Below are 17,696 nucleotides of genomic sequence, written 5' to 3'. Positions count from 1 at the left end.
GCACCTGAAGGAATTATGGCAACCGTTGGTGTCGTCAGCTTCGACCGCATGTAGGCGGTGGCTAACGGACATGAGCGCCCTTATTTGCCAGAAAAGACGCCGTTTTCATTTCTAACGGACAGGAGAGTCGCTATTTGCTCGAAAAAGGCCGGATATGTGCACAGAAATGCCGAATAAGGTCTGTGGTGTCCGTTACATTTTGAAAACTGTTGATTTCATCGAAATAGCGGCGCTGGTGTCCGTTAGGATTGGCGAGTGTTAAGCGACCGGGAGGAGACTATGGAGATGCCTGATTTTACGATAGCTTTGCAGTCGTTCAGCGATAAATACCGCTATAAATATTTAGCCTTGTACCATGCGCTCCGTGACGCTATTCATAACGGGACGCTTGCGGAAGGAACGCGGCTGCCGGCCACCCGCGAGCTGGCGGCGATGTACGGCCTGTCGCGGGGGAGCGTCTCCCAGGCTTACGATATGCTGCACGCGGAAGGCTACGTCCGCACGATCGTAGGCGGCGGGACGTTCGTCACCGGGATGGTCGCATCCCGCCAGGAGACTTCGAACCGCATGGCCCAGGTCGTTTTGTCGCCATGGGGACGGCGGGTGCTGTCGGTGATGAACAGGACCGGGGAGCAAAAAGGCGCCGGGCCTGCAGGCGGGGAAGCGGGGGGCGGCGGCTGGTTGCCGGCTGGGGCGGCCGTGGCCTTGGCTTCGCCGGAGCCGGACGGCGTGATCTCTTACCGCGACAGCGGACCGTGGGCAGCGGGGTTTCCGGCCGCCGAGTGGAAAAGCGCACTCGCCTGGGCGGCGCGCGGCAGATCCGGCGGCCGCGTTGCGGGCGTGAGCGGTACGAGCGTAAGCGGTACGAGCGTAAGCGGTACGGGCGCAGCCGGCTTGGCCGGAGCTGGCGGGAGCCGCGCTGACACAGGGCGTGGGGACGCGGAGCGCGCTGATATAGGCGGCACGGCCTGGGAGAGCGCTGATCCCGGCCGCTCTGGCGCGGACCCGCTCGGCGAGCTGGAGCTGCGCCAGGCGATCGCCGCGCATTTGCGGCGCAGCCGGGGCATTTCGGCAGATGCGGAGCAAATCTGCCTGTTCAACGGCTCGATGCAGGCGATAACGCTGCTGACCCAGCTGCTGCTGGGGGAAGGCGAACCGGCCGTGCTGGAAGATCCGTGTTACTACGGGATCGCCCGGGCGGTCGCCGCCTGCGGAGGCGTGGCCGTCCCGGCGCAGCTGGACGGCCAAGGCATCGTGCCGCGCGATTGGGACGCGCGGCTGCTGTTCGTGACGCCGGGGCGGCAGTTCCCGACCGGCGCCGTGCTCTCCCACGCCCGGCGGCGCGAGCTGCTGAAATGGGCGTCGCGGCGGAACGCGGTCATCGTCGAGGACGACTATGACAGCGAGTTCCGCTGGGGCGGCCGCCCGCTGGAGCCGCTGAAGGCGCTGGACCAGGAGGAGCGCGTCATTTACATCGGCTCCTTCTCCAAGACGATGTTCGCCGCCCTGCGGATCGGCTATGCGGTGCTCCCGCGCAGCCTGGTGCGGGCGCTGGCGAGCGCCAAGGCGCTCTACGAGCCGGCGCCCCCGGCGCGGCTGGAGCAGCGGGCGCTGGCCCGGTTCATGCGAACGGGCGGCTATGACCGTCATCTGCGCCGGATGCGGCGTTATTACGGCGCCAAGCAGGAAGTGTTCCGCACCCGGCTGGAAAGCGAACTGGGCGGCCTGTTCCGGCTCCAGCCGGCCGACGCCGGACTGCTGATGTACGCGCTTTGGCGGAAGTCGCCGGAGGAATACCGCGCTTTTCAGGCCGCGGCGACCCGGCGGGGCGTGTTGTTCCGCGACGCCGCCATCTACCGGTTGACCCCGGGTGAGCCGGCCGCTTGCTTTTGTTTTGCCCATTTGGACGAGGAAGCGCTGCTCGAAGGGGTGAACCGCATGAAAGCGGCGTGGATAGATATTCAAGTGAACGGGAATTAAGGGTATAATAAGAGAATAAACATTCATTTTGAAGGATTTTTTTTCGGGAGGGAAGGACATGCTTCACGTTTCACCGTCTTCGTTTATATTGAAGCCGGCTTTTGCCAAAATCGTATGCGAGCCCGGTTGGAAATGGCACAAGCGGGAAAAACCGCTGGATAATTACGACCTGTTTTACGTTTGGAGCGGCGAAGGAACGGTTGTCCTGAACGACCAGCCGATTCCCGTCAGCAAAGGAAGCTGCTTCCTGTTCCGGAAAGGGGATCATACGAGCGCCACGCATAATCCGCAGCGTCCGCTTGTCCTCACGTATATCCATTTCGACGTCAGTGAACCGGTGACCGAAGTGCCGGGACCTTACCGCGTGCTAGAAGATACCCTCGATTTTGAATACATGCTGTCACGTTATGTCCGCCTGTTTCTGGTGAAGGCTTACGCCGCCGAAGAGGAGGCGCGGCTTATCCTTAAACAGCTGCTCATTCAGTTGCTGCGCGAGGAGCGCCAGGTGCCGATGGAGAAAAAAGTCAGCAACCAGCTGCATGAGGTGATCCACGAGGTCGCCAACTACGTGCTCCAACATCCGGGCTTGCCCCACAAAGTGCAGGACCTGGCGGCGCGCGCCGGGTTGTCCCCGCGTTATTTTTCGATCAAGTTCAAGGAAATCATCGGGATGTCCGTTCAATCGTACATCATCAAATCGCGGATCGACCGCGCCCAGCACCTGCTGCTGCATGCCGGCATGAACGTCACGGAGGTGGCCGACGCTCTCGGATACCGGGACATTTTCTTTTTCAGCCGCCAATTCAAGCAGTATACCGGCAAAAGTCCGTCGGAAATCAGATAATGAAAGCGACCCGGTTGCCTTAAGGATTTTTAAGGTATGCCGGGTTTTTTGCTATTTTTGCCGGATAATGCCGCCATCCGCTTTAAAGGCCTTGTCCGGTCTCTCGTCCGCGAACCTTCTTAAGATTAATTTAAGGTTGGCGACAGGGGGATGTAAGGATAATCAGGTATGCTGATAAAAGAAATAGAGAGACCGTGACCTTTATTCATAAAAGGAATGAAATGATCATATGAAATCGCTTTGGAAATTTGCCCTGCAATTTTTACTGGCCCATATCGTTAGCGATTTAACCTATAGGCAACTCGCTTTTTTTCGGCATCCACTCAATAATACATCCATACCCGGGTTCATATTTAAAACCACGCTCGATATGATATTATTTGTGATCGTTGCTGCCGTTGTTTTTATCGGGACCGAGAAAATCCGGCAGATGATCAAACGTCTCAATTAGGCGGCAAAGGTGGATGCTGGAGGCAAACCGTATCTTAGGCCGGGGTTCGTCCCCGACATTGGTCTGAATGGATAACCAGTTTCAGGAATGGTGTAACGGTGAGCACACTTAGATAAAGTAGACATGAAGACGAACGATTGGTACATAACTGGATGGAGGGGAATAACCAAATGAGCCTCAAACTGGAACAGGTATCGAAACAATACGGCTCAAAGCAGGCGTTGCAAAATATCACGCTCACTTTTCAGACGGGGGTTACCGGACTGCTTGGCCGCAACGGGGCGGGGAAATCCACAATGCTGAAAATGCTCGCCACGATCTCGACACCTACAGCAGGAAATATTTTGTATAACGGTATCAACATTGTCCGGCAGCCCAATGAAATGCGCCGGGCATTGGGGTACTTACCGCAGGATTTTGGCATCTATCCGAATATGAATCCGGTGGAGTTTCTGGAGTATATGGCGGCGATGAAAAGCCTGTCCATGAAGCCAGCCAAAAAAAGAATACGCGAATTGCTGGAGGTGCTTCATTTATCCGATGTGCGGAGGCGGGCAATCGGCGGCTTTTCAGGAGGCATGAAGCAACGGGTAGGCATCGCGCAAGCTTTATTGAGTGACCCGGCGGTGCTGATCGTGGATGAGCCCACGGTAGGCTTGGACCCGGAAGAACGAATACAGTTCCGCAATTTGCTCACAGCCTTGTCTCCCGATCGGATCATTATTTTGTCTACGCATATTGTGACGGATATAGAGTCGATAGCATCGCGTATAGCCATTTTATCTTCAGGATGCCTGGCCGCTTACGCTGAGCCGGAGCAATTGCTGCAACAGGCGGAGCATAAAGTATGGGAGTGCATTGTGCCCGGACCTCAACTGCAGGAACTGCAACGCAAATTCAAGCTTAGCAATTCGATCCAGCGCAGCGATGGGATTTATGTGCGGATCGTGTCCGACATTCAGCCGGTTCACGGTGCAAACGCGGTTGCCCCGACGTTGGAAGATGCCTATTTGTATGCGACTTCCAAGCTGGAGGCGGTAAGATGACCCATCTCTTTTACGATGTCAAATTCAATTTAATCCGGCAATTGAAAAATTATCATTTTTTGTTGATTGCCTTCTTTAGTATATTTCTGGGGTTTCTTTGCGTTCCAGCGGCGACGGACGGCTACGAGATCTTTTATTTGGAAGGAATAAGAGGGCTTTATAATTCGGCATGGCTTGGCGCGCTGAGCGCTGTGCTTTCGACGATCTTGCTGTGGCTGCCGGGGTTCTACCTGCTGCGCAGCCAAATATCGGAGGATGAGCGCCTGAAAGTCGGCCCCATGATTGCGGCGTCCCCGGTCGGCAAGCTCCGTTATATAATCGGCAAGGCCATCTCCAATTTTTTTGTTTTGCTGACTCTCGAAATTATTTTTGTTGTTTGCCTGATGGTTATGCAACTGATTCGTCACGAGAGCATGGAGATCGTGATTTTGGATTATATCCGGTCCATCTTGTTTTTGACCATACCGTATTTGCTGATCCTGGCCGCGTTGACCGTGTTATTCGATGTTGTTCCGGGGATGAAAGGTGTTTTTGGAAATGTTCTGTTCTTTGTGCTTACCATCGCTTTATTGTCGGTTTCGACTGCGGTTAAGGACAACCGGTATGACCTGTTTGGGATCGGCATGGTGCTGTCGGAAATGGTTCGGGGGGCAAGGGCGGTTTATCCTGACATCAGCTTGGAGAGCGGCAGCCTTGGCTATTACCCTATGGCGGAAGCTCCATCCACCTTTGTTTGGGAGGGGATTGGCTGGTCCGGGGATTTTATTTTGACGAGACTGGTCTGGATCGGGGCGGCCGCCATACTTGTCCTCGTTGCCTCATTGATTTTCAATCGCTTCAGGGATGAGCGCTCCCGTATGATCGCAAAAACCGGCACAACCGGTTATCCGGCCATACCAGCAGAGCGGCTGTCCGTTCCCGGCACCTCGGTTCCTTCATTGTCGCCTGTGACGGTCAGCAAGCGTATCCAACTATTTTGGCTCATTCGCGGAGAATGCAAAATGATGCTCTCGGGAATGCCACTTTGGTGGCATTTTACGGTTGCCGCCGCCATCGTCCTGGGGCTGGTTGCGCTTCCGGGCGGGCAAGCGCCATCGCCATGGATCTCCCTCATCTTGTTCCTTCCTTTGCCCATATGGTCGCAAATGGGGTGCCGGGAGAAATATTGCTTTACGCAAGAATTGGTTTCTTCCAGTTGCCCGGCGATCCGAAAATTTTGGGCAAGTTGGTGCTCCGGGTTGTTTTTTTCTTTATTGGTTTCGTCAGGCGTGATCATTCATTTTACGCTGGAGTCGGATTGGCTCCACCTTATTCATTGGCTAATGGGGATTGTATTTATCCCCACACTGGCGCTGGTCCTGGGGAGGTTAAGCGGCACACGCAAGTTATTCGAAGCTCTCTTCATCATCTGGATGTATGTTGGTCCGTTTAATCAGCTTTGGATGTTCGACTTTTTGGGGCTGACGGAAGGATTTCCGCTGTTATATGCGGGACTTACCGGAGTACTGCTGCTGCTTGGCATGTTTACTGATATTAGAAAAGTAGGTGCTGGAGTATGAGATAGGATTTAGAGACTGAAACTTTAGGCAAGGAGATAAGTAGAGTGAATCCAAAAACAAGCCATAAATTCAAAGCCTTTATGATCATGATGGTGGCGATCGTCATGTTCGCGGGAAGTGTTATTACACCTCCGCAGGCCCGCACGGCCTATGCGGGCCCAGTGCAAAGCGCTGACGATACGGCAAAAATCGATGCCTATGTACAATCCATGCTGGACAAGCTCCAAATTCCGGGTGCTGCAGTAGGAATTATCAGGGGAGATCAGGTTGTATATTTAAAAGGCTATGGAATCTCGGGTTCCGATCAGCAGCCGATCACACCGCAAACCCCCTTTATTATAGGTTCGAGCACCAAATCCTTTACGGCTTTGGCTACGATGCAGCTGGTTGAACAGGGGAAAATTGATCTGGATGCGCCGGTGCGGCGCTATTTGCCGCAATTCGAATTAGCCGACCCGGAAGCACCTGGGCAGATTACGGTTAAAAACCTTTTGACTCAGGTCAGCGGATTTTCCACTTATCATGGCCGGATTGCCTTCTCGAACCATTTCGCGTCGATCGATGAACTGCTTGATAACCAGAAAAAGACTCCGCTAACCGAGCCCGTGGGCGCTAAATATCAATATTCCAATTTAAATTTCGATATACTTGGCGGAATTATTGAAGCTGTCACCAACGAGCCCTATTCGGAGTACATTCAAAAACATATTTTCACCCCTTTGGAAATGAAAAATAGCTTCACTTCAACGCTGGAAGCCAAGCAGAAAGGATTAGCCACAGGATACCAACCTATTTTCGGCTACATGACTCCCATGAAGCAGCCCGACAATCCGGCGATGCTTGCCTCCGCCTACTTAATTTCATCGGCGGAGGATATGGCAAATTATCTGATCGCGCAGCTGAACGAGGGGAAATTTAAAGATATCATGGTGGCGTCTCCCGCCAGTATTTCGCAGATGCATGAGCCCTTCGCCGAAGACTCGTCGATTAACGGATATTACGGCATGGGATGGGAGGTTATCGGCGACAACATTCAACATGCAGGGGATATCGAGAGTTTTCACTCCGATATGCTATTGAACGGGGATACGGGAATCGTGGTGCTGATCAACGCGCATGATTATCTGGTTCGCGGATATAAATTCAATCAGATCGCGTACGGAATTCTTGAGATTATGCACGGCCAGGAGCCACGTCAGGATGGGGGCGGCAACCTGACCAGAACCAACGTGATCATCGATTTGATTTGTGCGGCGTTAGTTGTGCTGACAGGATGGGCGATTTACAATTTGTTCAGATGGAATAGAAAATTCAAGCACACCCCGCTCAGAATCACCGTTTTTGTGGCATGGCTGCTTGTCTTTAACCTCATTGTCCCTGCCGGAATATTAATCTTATTGGGGAATTATGTGACTCCTTGGGGCATGGTTTTCTCGTTTCTGCCCGGCATTGGACATCTCGCCTTTATCCTGTGCGTTCTGTGGCTATGCATCGGCTTGGTCAAAATCATCCTCTTTGTATGCAGCCTGATGTCGCATAAAAAAATGAACGGTTTCGCAACCGCTGGCTCCGTCCCCCGCCTGCAGCATTAATCCGCGTCCTTGGGAGGCGTCTTCACCTTGGCGCCCGCGGCTGCAAAGCTTCCGAGCGGCTCGCCCATCCGGATCTTCCGTCCCGGTGCAAGCCCCGGCAGCGGGGCAAATGTGCCGTTTTGGGTCAGCAGCACCACGGTGGAGCCGAACTCGAAATAGGCGAGATCGTCACCCTGGCTCCAACTGCGTGCCTGCTCGTTGGTATATTTAATGCTGCTGACGTTCATCGCGCCGACTTTGACGAGCGCCACCTCTCCATACTCATGGGAAATATACGTAATCAGCCGCTCGTTCCGGCATAACACCTGTTTCATATGGCGCATGCCGAAGTCGTTAACCGGATATACCCGGCCTTTGATGTGCTCGCTTTCCAGCTTTTTGCCGGTCACGGGGGCATGGATGCGATGATAATCGGTCGGACTCAAATATAGCACAAAAGCGTAGCCATGCTTATACGATTCGATGCGCGGGGAACGGTTCAGCAGTTCCTCAACGGAATAATCCTGGCCTTTCACGTTCAGAATCGTGCCGGAGCGGATTTCCCCCATAAACGTAATGAGCGCGTCCACGGGACTGATCAGGCCGCCCGGCTGCGCATGAACTGGACGCATGCCCGGTTTTAATTTACGGGTGAAAAATTCGTTGAGCGTCCGGTATTTCCGCAGTTCTTTTTCCGCTTCATGCAGTGGAATTCCGTACGATTTTGCGAACAAAGGGATCATCAGCCGGCTGATTTTCGAATGGGAGAACTTTCCCATCAGCCTGCAAACCGATTTGCGGGAGGACAATTCCGTCATCCATTTCATCCATGTTACCGCCAAGAAAGCAACCTCCTACTCTTGATGTGCCGCTTCCGCTTATCTTGACACAGAACAGGGGCGAAATCAATATGAAGGCGGTTTCTTGTCCGTTTTGAAACGTGAATGTTTAAAATTTGTTCTTGATGCCTGTAAGCGGTTGGTGTATGTTAAAGACAATCGCATACGATACGGGGGCTTGAGTGAATCGGGCTGAGATGGCAGCATACTCCGCTGCGGACCGTTAATCTGATCTGGATAATGCCAGCGTAGAGAATCGAATGTCCGGGATTTTTTTGCGTCCATCCCCGTGACCTGACCGCCGCCTGAGCTTATTCGGGCGGTTTTTGTCGTTTGCGAAAAAATATATTTTTCTTAAAGGGGAGAAAAACATGCAAGAGGTTGCAACAAAACAAGGCGGCCGCGGGCTGAAGTTGAGCGATCTGCTGGTGACCGTGCTCGTGTCGGTCGTGCTTGGCGTAGTTTATCATTTCTGGAGTTCGGTGTATAACTTGTTCTCGCCGCTGTTTTTTCAGGCGGATGAACTCGTTTACGGGATGTGGTTTCTAGCCCCAACGCTCGTATTTTTGCTGATCCGCAAGCCGGGCGTGGCGCTGATCGCGGAAGTGGCCGCGGCCCATGTGGAAATCCTGTTCGGCAGCGAATGGGGCGTTCAGCTCGTGCTGTACAGCGTGCTGCAAGGCTTGGGGGCGGAACTCGTATTCGCGGCTTTCCGGTATCGAAAATTTTCCGGTTCCATCGCCGCCTTGGCCGGAATCGGAGCCGCGGTCGGCTCCATCATTCCGGACATTTATTACGGATACGTGCAGGATTATGAAACCTGGCTGCTGGTCGCAAAATATGCGATGCGGGCCGTCAGCTCCGCGCTGATTGCCGGCTACTTCGCTTACGGGCTGGCCAAGGCCGTAGAAGCGACGGGCGTAACCACCCTGCTGCGCCCCGTTGATCCCAAAGATTACGCGGCATTGGATGATTAACCATGGAAACGGCCGTTGAAGTTTGCGATCTAAGGCTCAAATTTCCGGGGGAGACGCGGTTTGTGTTCAAGGATTTGAGCTTTCGGGTTTTTCGCGGGGAAAAAGTGCTCCTGCTCGGCCCCAGCGGGAGCGGAAAATCCACGCTTCTACAGGTGCTGTCGGGGATTATTCCGCAGCTTGTGGAGGTTCCGATGCGCTGTGCGTCACAACGTCTGCCCGGCTCCTGGGGTTTTTTGTTCCAGGACCCGGACACCCAGTTTTGCATGCCTTACGTGGATGAAGAGTTGGCCTTTACGCTGGAAAATCTGGGGGTTCCCCGGCCGGAAATGGAAACCCGGATGGAGGCGGTGCTGGAGGATGTCGGGCTGCGTTTGCCCGAGCTGCACATGCCGATCCATGCCTTGTCCCAAGGGATGAAGCAGCGGCTCGCTTTGGCCTCGGTGCTGCTCGGCGATCCGGAGGTTTTGCTGCTCGACGAGCCTTCCGCGCTGCTCGATCCCGAAGGGCGCGAGCAAATTTGGCAGTCCGTCAGCCGTATTGCCAAGAACCGCACGCTGATCATCGTCGAACACCGGATTGAGGAAATCCTGGCGCTTGGACTCGTCGACCGGGTCGCTTTGTTCGGACCGGACGGCCGTCTGCTGGGCCAAGGGCCGCCGCAGGCGATTTTTGCCGAGTTTCGCCGGGAACTGAAGGAGTTTGGCATCTGGTATCCCGGCGTTTGGACGGAGTTTTTAGCCGCGCCGGAGGGACGGCGGCTGCTGGAGCCAGCTCCGTCCGGGGGCGGGGAAGCCGGCGCTTCTTCCGCCGGGCCGGCTGCGCTGTCTGCCGGCGCCCCCGCCGGCTCTGCTCCGCTTGTCGAACTCAAAGGATTCCGCGGGCTAAGAATGGGCAAGCCGGTTATTGAGGTTGGGGCTGCCGCGGTGATGCCCGGCGATTTCATCGCCGTCACCGGCCCAAACGGCGCGGGAAAAAGCTCGCTGCTGCTCAGCTTGATGGGACTGCTAAAGACGGAGGGCGTATATGTTCTGCAGGGCGTCCCGATGCAGGGGGGCAAGGTTCGCCGCCGCGTACGCCGGCGCCAGATGGAGCGTACGGCACGGGAAATCGGCTTCGTCTTTCAAAACCCGGAATTTCAATTTGTCGCCGACCGGGTGGACGAGGAAGTGGCCTTTTCGCTCAGGGAAGACGGGCTTTCCGCAGAAGGGATTCGCGAGCGCACGGTGCGGATTTTACGGCAATTCGGCCTGGAAGGGTACGAGGGGCGGCACCCCTACCAGCTGTCGCTGGGGCAAAAACGGCGGCTCAGCGTGGCCAGCGCGGCCGTGCGCGAGCAGCCGCTGCTGCTGCTTGACGAACCGACCTTCGGCCAGGATGCCGCAAACGCGTTTGCGATCCTTTCGTTATGCGAAGAGCTGAGGCGGCGCGGGACGGCGATCGTGATGGTCACACATGAGGAGTGGATTGCCGCCACAGTCGCGACCCAGCGCTGGGAAGTGCGGGAAGGGCGGCTGGTCTCCTGCTCCTACACGGAACGCGGGGCGGCAATGGCCGGGAATACGTCAGAGCCAGGGGAAAAGGGCCTGTCCGAATCGGCCGGTTCGCTCGCTTCATCCGCCTCCGGCAGAGCCTTTGCCCCAAAGGCGGTGACTCTGCGATGAAGCCGCTGTTGACCCCCAAAACGAAAGGCTGGCTGCACCGGGCCAACCCGGCCTGCAAGCTGGCGCTTTTTGTACTGCTGTTTTTGGTGACCTTGTTTACGCACCGTCCTGATTTTATGTTTTATCAAGCCGTATTGTTCACGCTGCTTTTGTTTCTGCTGAGCGGATATGAGCCGTGGAAAATCGCGCTGCTCGTCCTGTCCTTTCTGTTCATCTTCATCTCGTCTTCCATGACGATGATTTTGTTCGGCAAAGGCGAGCACGAATGGTGGGCCTGGGGCCTCATCCGCATTTCGGAGGAGAGCTTTTACCGCGGCGTCCATATCGGGCTCAAGTCGGTGACTTTTGCGGCGGAAGGATTGCTCTTCGTGCTGACTACCTCGTCCGTCGCCCTGTTTTACTCGCTGATGCAGCAGGTCAAGCTTGCGCCCAAATATGCCTACAGCTTTATGGCTTCCGTCCGGCTGCTCCCGATGGTCTGGGAGGAGCTGCAGATCCGCCGGAACGCCCTGCGCATCCGCGGCGTGTGCACGCCGCAGGGACCGCGGGGCTGGGCCAAGCTGGCCCGGCTTTACGCGGTGCCGCTGCTCTCGCAAAGCATCCGCCGGGCGCACCGCGTGGCCGTGGCCATGGAAGCCAAAGATTTTGACGGCAGCCGGCCACGCACTTATTATTACCGCTTCGCTTATTCGCGGTATGACCTTCTGGTGCTGCTAGTAATGGCCGCTGCCGTGGCGGCCGCCTTCGCGCTTTCGCAGGCGTATCCGCTTTTCGGCATTGCCGATGTAAGATAAATGGCAATCTCTATAATTGGGCTTAATTGGACTTGAGATTGGAGCGAAAGGAGACATTTTCCTGCGGCAGCTTTTGCGCGCCCGGCAGCCCGTTCGGGTGATCGAGCAGGTATCTGGCGAAAGACATCGGTTGACGGTACGTGTTTTTCCATATTTCGGTCAATCCGGATTTGCGGAAACCGTAACGTTGGTCGCGGCCGTTGCATTCTATAAAATAGGGATGCCCGCTCATGGTGAGACCGATGTCGAGCCCCAGATCGGCAAGCAGGGGCAACTGCGTGCCGAGATAGCGGCTGATCGCCAGCGCCAGCGCCTCCACATGGGCGAGAGCCGCGGAGACCGAACGCGGGGGCAAAACATGGACCAGCAGCTCTGCCGCCGGGAACACTTCCCCGCCTTTGGCGATGTTGCATAGAAAGCTGCCTTTCAGGGCCACCTTGGCGAACAGCCCCGTGACGGCCCAATCGCCGAACTCGCCGCGTTGGACGGTAACCCGCAGATCTATGGGCCGGGAATCGTATTCCGCCAGCGGAATGCGCTCCTGAACGAGGTAAGGGGTGCTTTGCAGCAAGCGCCGCGTCCACAGCGGCAGTTCCCCTTGCTGGAGCTTGGCGGTGCGCCATTCGTTTTTTCCGGATTTGGACGCATAGATCAGTTCCCAGCTTTGATTATCGTAACGCAGCCGCATGATTCCGTGTCCAACGGAACCGCGTATCGGCTTAAGAATCAGGTCGGAATACCTGGACATCATGGTGTGCAGTGCAGCCGGCTTGGCCGGAGCGGCGGCGGGCAAATAGCCGCGCAGATGCGAAGCGTTCCACAGCAGGCGGTGGATGACATCTTTTCCATAACGGTTGTTGACGTTGAAGATCATAATGCCCCGGGAGATCAGGTTGCGGATTTGTTGGTGCGCTGCAGGTTCGGGATACAAGGCCCGGTTATGAATGACCGGCGGCAGGGGAAGATTGGTTATAACGTATTCTTTTCCATTTGACACATAGCCGGAGCAGGTTCCCCGGAACAAGTCGATATCGCCCAAGCGGAGAAAACAGGGGATCAGGCCGTATTTCCGGGCCGCCTCTTCATAATTGGAGATCGACTCCTGGCCGGTTTTTCGCTGAGGAATTCCCCGGAACATCCCGGAGTTTAGCAGTATTCCTACATAGTCCTGCTTCAAATGTGGTTCCTCCTCCCTTGCTTCTTCCTCCAATCTATGTTGTCCCGTTCAAAAAGAGTGGACGACTGTTCTGCGTCAGCCGCCTGTTTTGGGGCAGGCTTTCCTTAGGCTTCTCCAAGTTCCCGAAGGGCCGCGCCTCCAGCCGGCAGTCACATTTCCCGGGCGGATATCGTATATTTAGGGTAGCGAAGCTAGCGAAAGGAAGGAGGGGATCGCTCATGGAACGGGAAAAGACAGCGGTGATCACGACCGGATCGTTCGTCATGCCTTCAGGCAAAAGCAGCACGGTGGAACGGGTGATTGAAAATGTGGCCCCACTTGCGGCGGAACATGTAAAAATCCGCATTTTCGGACTCGCGGACGGCCATTTGCCTTCCCAGGGCTGGATCGGAAACGTTCCGATTTACCGTTTGCCCGGCGGGCGGCTTTACTTGGAATCGATTTTGCGCCATTTGCGGAAATGGCGGCCCGGCACCGTTGACGTCCACAATCGGCCGCTGCTCGCTTTTCAGTTAAAAAGCCGGCTGCCGCTGGCCCGCGTGCTGCTCACCCTGCATTCCGCCGCGTTTATTTCCCCTTCCTGCCATCACCCCAAAGCCCGCATACAGCCAATGCTGGAAAGCGTAGACGGGATCATCGTGGGCAGCGAGTATTTGAAAGCTGAGCTGCTTTCCCGGTTTCCGGGCCTTTTCACGCCGATTTGGGTTATTCCGCCGGGCGTCAGCCTGGAGGATTTCGTTCCACGTTGGACGCCGAACGGGGAAGCGCTGCGCATGGCGCGGCTGGCCGAATTCGGATGGGAAAACCGGAAGGTGGTCCTGTTCGTCGGCCGGCTGCTTCCGGCCAAAGGCGTGCACCATTTGCTGACGGCGTTTCCGGCCGTGCTGCGGCGGGTGCCGGAAGCCATGCTGGTCATCGTGGGCGGCAATTGTCACGGAGCCAACCGGGAAACGGACTATGCCGGCAGGCTGAAAGCGATGGCGGAGCCCTTCAAGGACCGGGTTGTATTTTTGCCGTTTACGCCCTACCCCAAAGTCACAGGCTGGTACAATACCGCCGATTGCCTGGTCGTTCCGGCTTGCGAAGAGGAGGCGTTCGGCCTGGTCAACGTCGAGGCGATGGCCTCAGCCGTACCGGTCGTAGCGGCCCGTGCGGGCGGAATTCCCGAAATCGTCGCGGACGGTTGTTCCGGGTTTCTGGTGCCCGCAGAAGGGATGGTTAACGAGCTGGCGGACCGGATCATCCGCCTGCTGCAGGATGAAGCGCTGTGCAAATCGATGGGCCAGGCCGGACAGGAGCTTGTCCGCAACCGGTTCCGCTGGCAGCATACGGCCGACCGATGGGTCGATATCATCTGCTCCAGCCGGGTCATTCCGGCGAACGCCCCGCAATGGAAACAGCAGCCTTAAGCAGCCCATTTCGGGGCACTTCGACGAAATTCGCCTGCACTTTTGCATTTCGTGGAAGTTGGAGTAACAAATAAGGACCTGGCCGCCGGCCGGGTTTTTTTTGTACATTATAGAATTTGTAAAATTTCGGTCATGGTAGAGGGCGATGTGCAGGTAGAGAGGGGAGGAGAAGAGGAATCAGGGGGCTAAGGGACACCAGAGCCGTTATTTTCGAAAAAACGGAGGTCTGCAAAATATAACGGACACAGAAGACCTTATTTACCTCAAATCGGCCTGGATGAACGGGTTTAGAGCGAAATAGGGTCGCCTGTGTCCGTTAGGCTGGGAAATACCCGGGAAATGGACGGATAAGGTCGCTGGTGTCCGTTAGAGCAGCGTCCAAAGTAGAAGTCAGAGCCACTAAAGGGGGCTGTCAGGCGTTTTTCTTACTTCAAGCCCCGAAAGCGGCGGAAGCGATGGGACAAAGCGACCGGGTCCGGTCCGAAGGACAGCTGTACGTTTGCCGTTGCAACGCCGGCAGCACCACATACACTGTTGTATATGCTCCGGTATATCACGATCTGGGAGGAAAGAGACGTGGTCAAAAAACGCAAAATTCAAGGCCGCCTGAACCGTAAAAAGTTTCGGCGCAAGCCGGCGATGCCGCGTTTGGTCAATCATCAGGACCCGATTGTTTCGATCATCATCCCGGCGATGAACGAAAGAGCCACGCTGCGGAACGTTCTGCGCGAAGCCGGGCGATTGCATCCCCGCAGCGAAACGATCGTCGTCGCAAACGGCTCGACGGACGGAACGGCGGAGCTGGCCAAGAAAAGCGGGGCCCGCGTGATCCGATCGGCAAAGCCGCTTGGGCACGATGTCGGCAGACGCGTCGGTGCGGAGGCGGCTCGCGGGTCGGTGCTCCTGTTCATCGACGCCGACATGGTCATCCCGGCAAAAGAGCTTCGCCCTTTTGTGGAGGCCGTGCTATCCGGGGTGGACGTGGCGCTGAACGGGTATTCCGGGCCGGTTACCGGCAAAAGGACCCACCCGGTCGTACTGGCGAAGCATGTTCTTAACGGCCTGCTGTCGCGAACCGATCTGAAAGGAGCATCCTTGACCGCCGTTCCGCATGCTTTAAGCAGGCGGGGGGCGGAAACCATTGGACTTGAAACGCTGGAAGTCCCTCCGCTGGCCCAGACCAAGGCGGTGATTCACGGCTTAAACGTAGAGGCCGTCCACACCGTGCCCGTGGGCAAATTAAATCCGGTCCGGGCCCGGCGGCGGGCTAAAGGAAAGCGAGAAGATCCGCTGACCTCTCTGGTTGTCGGCGATCATTTGGAAGCCGTGCATTGGCTGATCCGCCAAAAAGGGCCGCGCGGAGGTTACGGCGATCTCGGCCGCATACGCGGCAGGGTGAGGTGGATGGAATGAACGCATTTAAAAAACGGGTAAAGCGCCGCCGCAGCCGAATATGGCCCCTGCCGGGACGGACGCGCAAAAGACCCCGCCCTAAGCAGGCAAAGCCGGGCCGCGAAACCGGACGGCTTCCAACCGGTTACCGCTTTGGCCGCCGCCCTGGCGTTCGGCGGGGCGGCCCAGGCCACACCCAAGCCGGCGGGGCAGCCCCAAGGGCAGGCGAGAAACAGCGGCTGGAGCTGATGGCGGCGGAAGCGGGGGCCCATGCCGCCTTTTTGGACGGGGCCCAAGGCCCTTCTTCGACCCTGAAGCGGATGCAGCAGGGCTTTCAAGACTGGTACCTTGAGCATGCTCCGGCAGATTTATCTTATCGTGAAATACTGCCGATTGCCCTCGCTTTCAGCAAGGGATACGCGGACGCTTCCGGAGTCACGGACCCGTGGATTCCGCTGCCGTTAAAGGAAGGCGCATCCGCGATCGTCACCGCAAGCAACGAAGAAAAAACGTTATCCGCCGTGTTGTCGGAGCTGCGCAAGCTCCCGTTTAAGGAAATCATCGTCGTGCTGAACGGCTGCAGCGATGGCAGCTTTACCGCGGTGGAACGGGATCCGCGGGTGACGAAGCTGAATTTCCCGCAGCGGCTAGGCCATGATATTGGACGGGCGATAGGCGCTGCGGCGGCCTCGGAGCCTATTTTGCTGTTTACCGACGGGGATATGGTTTTGCCTGCGGAGGATTTGGCGGCATTTCTGATCGCCGTGGACCAGGGGATGGACATCGCGCTGAACGATCTGTCGCCGTACTTGCCTCCGTTTCCGCAACAGGATGAGGTGACGCGCTGCAAAGCGTTCTTAAACCAGGCCCTGGGGCGGCCCGATTTGGAAGCCAATTCGCTGACGGCGGTGCCGCATGCGGTCTCTCGCCGTGCGCTGCAGACGGTGGGCACGGGGGCGTTGATCGTCCCCCCGAAGGCCCAGGCGCTGGCGCTCGCCCGCGGACTGGCGGTCGGTGCTCCGCATTCCGTAGACGTCGTGCGGAAAAACCGGATTCGCAGCGGCAATACCGGGGCCGGAAACGGCGTAGCCCAAATGATCATCGGCGACCACATCGAAGCGCTGGACGCGGTGATGCAGACGGAAGGCGTCCGTCTGCGTTACGTTACGCTGTCCAGAAGCGAGCTGGCGAAAGCGAGGAATGCGCTGTGAGCGGAGGCGGATTAACCAGCATTGTCATACCGACCTACAACGGGCTGCATTTGCTTCGGCCCTGCGTGGAAGCGATTCGTAAGCATACGGAGGTCCCTTATGAAATTATCGTTGTGGATAACGGCTCCGATGACGAAACCGCGCAGTTCTGCTTGCAGGAAAAGCTTATTTTGGCGGCATTGCCGCGAAATGAAGGTTTTCCGGTTGCCGTGAATCGAGGATTGATGATCGCGTCCGGCGACCAGCTGCTCGTCTTGAACAACGACGTCATCGTGGCCCCGGGATGGTTGTCCAACATGCTGGCCGCCCTCGGCAGCGCGGGCAATGTCGGTCTTGTCGGCCCGGTAACGAATTACGCCAGCGGCCGGCAGCAGATCACCGTCCCTTGGAAGGATCGGGACGATTTCCTCCGGGCCGCCGCGGAGTTCAATCGGTCCGATCCCGCCAAATGGCAGGATGTCCGGCGCCTGGTGGGCATGTGCCTGCTGCTCAAGCGGGAAGTGCTGAACCGGGTGGGGCTGTTGGATGAACGGTTTTCGCCCGGGCATTACGAAGATGACGATTACTGTTACCGGGCGCGGCAGCAGGGCTACCGGCTGCTGATCTGCGGAGATACGCTGGTCTACCATGCCGGCAGCGCAAGCTTCAAGGCCCGCCATCCGGAAGGATGGAACGGGATCATCGAGCAAAACCGCAAACGGTTCATTGATAAATGGGGAGTAGATCCCTGGCAGTTTATTTAGACCTCACAAAAACTAAGCGTAAGCTTCCGAAGCGAGTTTTTG

General features: G+C 56.7%; 14 protein-coding genes and 1 riboswitch. Of the genes, 12 read left to right on the top strand and 2 right to left on the bottom strand.

Going from position 1 to position 17,696, the window contains the following annotated elements:
- The first annotated feature begins 285 nt into the window (after positions 1-285).
- The 5 genes from EHV15_RS00675 (at position 286) to EHV15_RS00655 (ending at position 7,472) form a co-directional block, all read left to right on the top strand.
- Positions 286-1,980, top strand: coding sequence for an aminotransferase-like domain-containing protein (locus EHV15_RS00675; protein ID WP_128635109.1), 1,695 nt, complete (start codon positions 286-288; stop codon positions 1,978-1,980).
- A 58-nt stretch (positions 1,981-2,038) separates the two neighbouring features.
- On the top strand, positions 2,039-2,824 hold the full coding sequence (locus EHV15_RS00670) for an AraC family transcriptional regulator (protein ID WP_036620314.1): 786 nt from the start codon (positions 2,039-2,041) through the stop codon (positions 2,822-2,824).
- Between the two features lie 621 nt (positions 2,825-3,445).
- Positions 3,446-4,321 (top strand): ABC transporter ATP-binding protein, encoded by an 876-nt coding sequence (locus tag EHV15_RS00665; protein ID WP_128629578.1) that lies wholly within the window; start codon positions 3,446-3,448, stop codon positions 4,319-4,321.
- The gene (locus tag EHV15_RS00660) at positions 4,318-5,880 is read left to right on the top strand and encodes a hypothetical protein (protein ID WP_128629577.1); all 1,563 of its coding nucleotides are present in this window, start codon (positions 4,318-4,320) and stop codon (positions 5,878-5,880) included. Before EHV15_RS00665 ends, EHV15_RS00660 begins: the two co-directional genes overlap by 4 nt.
- 44 nt (positions 5,881-5,924) lie before the next feature.
- Positions 5,925-7,472 carry a serine hydrolase domain-containing protein gene (locus EHV15_RS00655; protein ID WP_128629576.1) on the top strand — a complete coding sequence of 516 codons (1,548 nt, stop codon included), beginning with the start codon at positions 5,925-5,927 and terminating at the stop codon, positions 7,470-7,472.
- Here the strand turns inward: EHV15_RS00655 and asd are convergent.
- Positions 7,469-8,293: an archaetidylserine decarboxylase gene (gene asd / locus EHV15_RS00650; RefSeq protein ID WP_128629575.1), complete on the bottom strand. Its 825-nt coding sequence runs from the start codon at positions 8,291-8,293 to the stop codon at positions 7,469-7,471. The two genes, EHV15_RS00655 and asd, sit on opposite strands and share 4 nt — an antisense overlap.
- 157 nt (positions 8,294-8,450) lie before the next feature.
- A riboswitch (TPP riboswitch) is annotated at positions 8,451-8,562 on the top strand.
- Positions 8,563-8,661: 99 nt separating this feature from the next.
- On the opposite strand from asd, the gene EHV15_RS00645 reads away from it, so the two are divergent.
- The 3 genes from EHV15_RS00645 to EHV15_RS00635 are packed head-to-tail and all read left to right on the top strand — an operon-like array spanning position 8,662 to position 11,722.
- Positions 8,662-9,267 (top strand): ECF transporter S component, encoded by a 606-nt coding sequence (locus tag EHV15_RS00645; protein ID WP_128629574.1) that lies wholly within the window; start codon positions 8,662-8,664, stop codon positions 9,265-9,267.
- 2 nt (positions 9,268-9,269) lie between these two features.
- Entirely contained in the window at positions 9,270-10,928 is a 1,659-nt protein-coding gene (locus EHV15_RS00640) for an ABC transporter ATP-binding protein (RefSeq protein ID WP_128629573.1), read from the top strand.
- On the top strand, positions 10,925-11,722 hold the full coding sequence (locus EHV15_RS00635) for an energy-coupling factor transporter transmembrane component T family protein (protein WP_128629572.1): 798 nt from the start codon (positions 10,925-10,927) through the stop codon (positions 11,720-11,722). Before EHV15_RS00640 ends, EHV15_RS00635 begins: the two co-directional genes overlap by 4 nt.
- Positions 11,723-11,744: 22 nt before the next feature.
- Here the strand turns inward: EHV15_RS00635 and EHV15_RS00630 are convergent, their stop codons facing one another.
- Entirely contained in the window at positions 11,745-12,899 is a 1,155-nt protein-coding gene (locus tag EHV15_RS00630; RefSeq protein ID WP_128629571.1) for a YheC/YheD family endospore coat-associated protein, read from the bottom strand.
- Positions 12,900-13,117: 218 nt separating this feature from the next.
- On the opposite strand from EHV15_RS00630, the gene EHV15_RS00625 reads away from it, so the two are divergent.
- The 4 genes from EHV15_RS00625 (at position 13,118) to EHV15_RS00610 (ending at position 17,654) form a co-directional block, all read left to right on the top strand.
- Positions 13,118-14,308, top strand: coding sequence for a glycosyltransferase family 4 protein (locus tag EHV15_RS00625; RefSeq protein WP_128629570.1), 1,191 nt, complete (start codon positions 13,118-13,120; stop codon positions 14,306-14,308).
- Positions 14,309-14,884: 576 nt separating this feature from the next.
- Positions 14,885-15,721 (top strand): glycosyltransferase family 2 protein, encoded by an 837-nt coding sequence (locus EHV15_RS00620; RefSeq protein WP_246061239.1) that lies wholly within the window; start codon positions 14,885-14,887, stop codon positions 15,719-15,721.
- Positions 15,718-16,911 (top strand): glycosyltransferase family 2 protein, encoded by a 1,194-nt coding sequence (locus tag EHV15_RS00615; RefSeq protein ID WP_246061237.1) that lies wholly within the window; start codon positions 15,718-15,720, stop codon positions 16,909-16,911. The genes EHV15_RS00620 and EHV15_RS00615 overlap by 4 nt, the downstream gene beginning before the upstream one ends.
- Positions 16,908-17,654, top strand: a complete 747-nt coding sequence (locus tag EHV15_RS00610; protein ID WP_128629569.1) for a glycosyltransferase family 2 protein — start codon at positions 16,908-16,910, stop codon at positions 17,652-17,654. Before EHV15_RS00615 ends, EHV15_RS00610 begins: the two co-directional genes overlap by 4 nt.
- Positions 17,655-17,696: the final 42 nt, after the last annotated feature.

This window comes from Paenibacillus oralis (genome assembly GCF_003863965.1).
Taxonomy (GTDB): domain Bacteria; phylum Bacillota; class Bacilli; order Paenibacillales; family Paenibacillaceae; genus Fontibacillus; species Fontibacillus oralis.
This window is presented reverse-complemented; position numbering and strand designations above follow the sequence as displayed.

What these genes read in the sequence shown, in the direction of transcription:
- EHV15_RS00675 (WP_128635109.1), top strand. Translation starts at nt 286, where the DNA reads ATGCCTGATTTTACGATAGCTTTGCAGTCGTTCAGCGATAAATACCGC.
- EHV15_RS00670 (WP_036620314.1), top strand. Translation starts at nt 2,039, where the DNA reads ATGCTTCACGTTTCACCGTCTTCGTTTATATTGAAGCCGGCTTTTGCC.
- EHV15_RS00665 (WP_128629578.1), top strand. Translation starts at nt 3,446, where the DNA reads ATGAGCCTCAAACTGGAACAGGTATCGAAACAATACGGCTCAAAGCAG.
- EHV15_RS00660 (WP_128629577.1), top strand. Translation starts at nt 4,318, where the DNA reads ATGACCCATCTCTTTTACGATGTCAAATTCAATTTAATCCGGCAATTG.
- EHV15_RS00645 (WP_128629574.1), top strand. Translation starts at nt 8,662, where the DNA reads ATGCAAGAGGTTGCAACAAAACAAGGCGGCCGCGGGCTGAAGTTGAGC.
- EHV15_RS00640 (WP_128629573.1), top strand. Translation starts at nt 9,270, where the DNA reads ATGGAAACGGCCGTTGAAGTTTGCGATCTAAGGCTCAAATTTCCGGGG.
- EHV15_RS00635 (WP_128629572.1), top strand. Translation starts at nt 10,925, where the DNA reads ATGAAGCCGCTGTTGACCCCCAAAACGAAAGGCTGGCTGCACCGGGCC.
- EHV15_RS00625 (WP_128629570.1), top strand. Translation starts at nt 13,118, where the DNA reads ATGGAACGGGAAAAGACAGCGGTGATCACGACCGGATCGTTCGTCATG.
- EHV15_RS00615 (WP_246061237.1), top strand. Translation starts at nt 15,718, where the DNA reads ATGAACGCATTTAAAAAACGGGTAAAGCGCCGCCGCAGCCGAATATGG.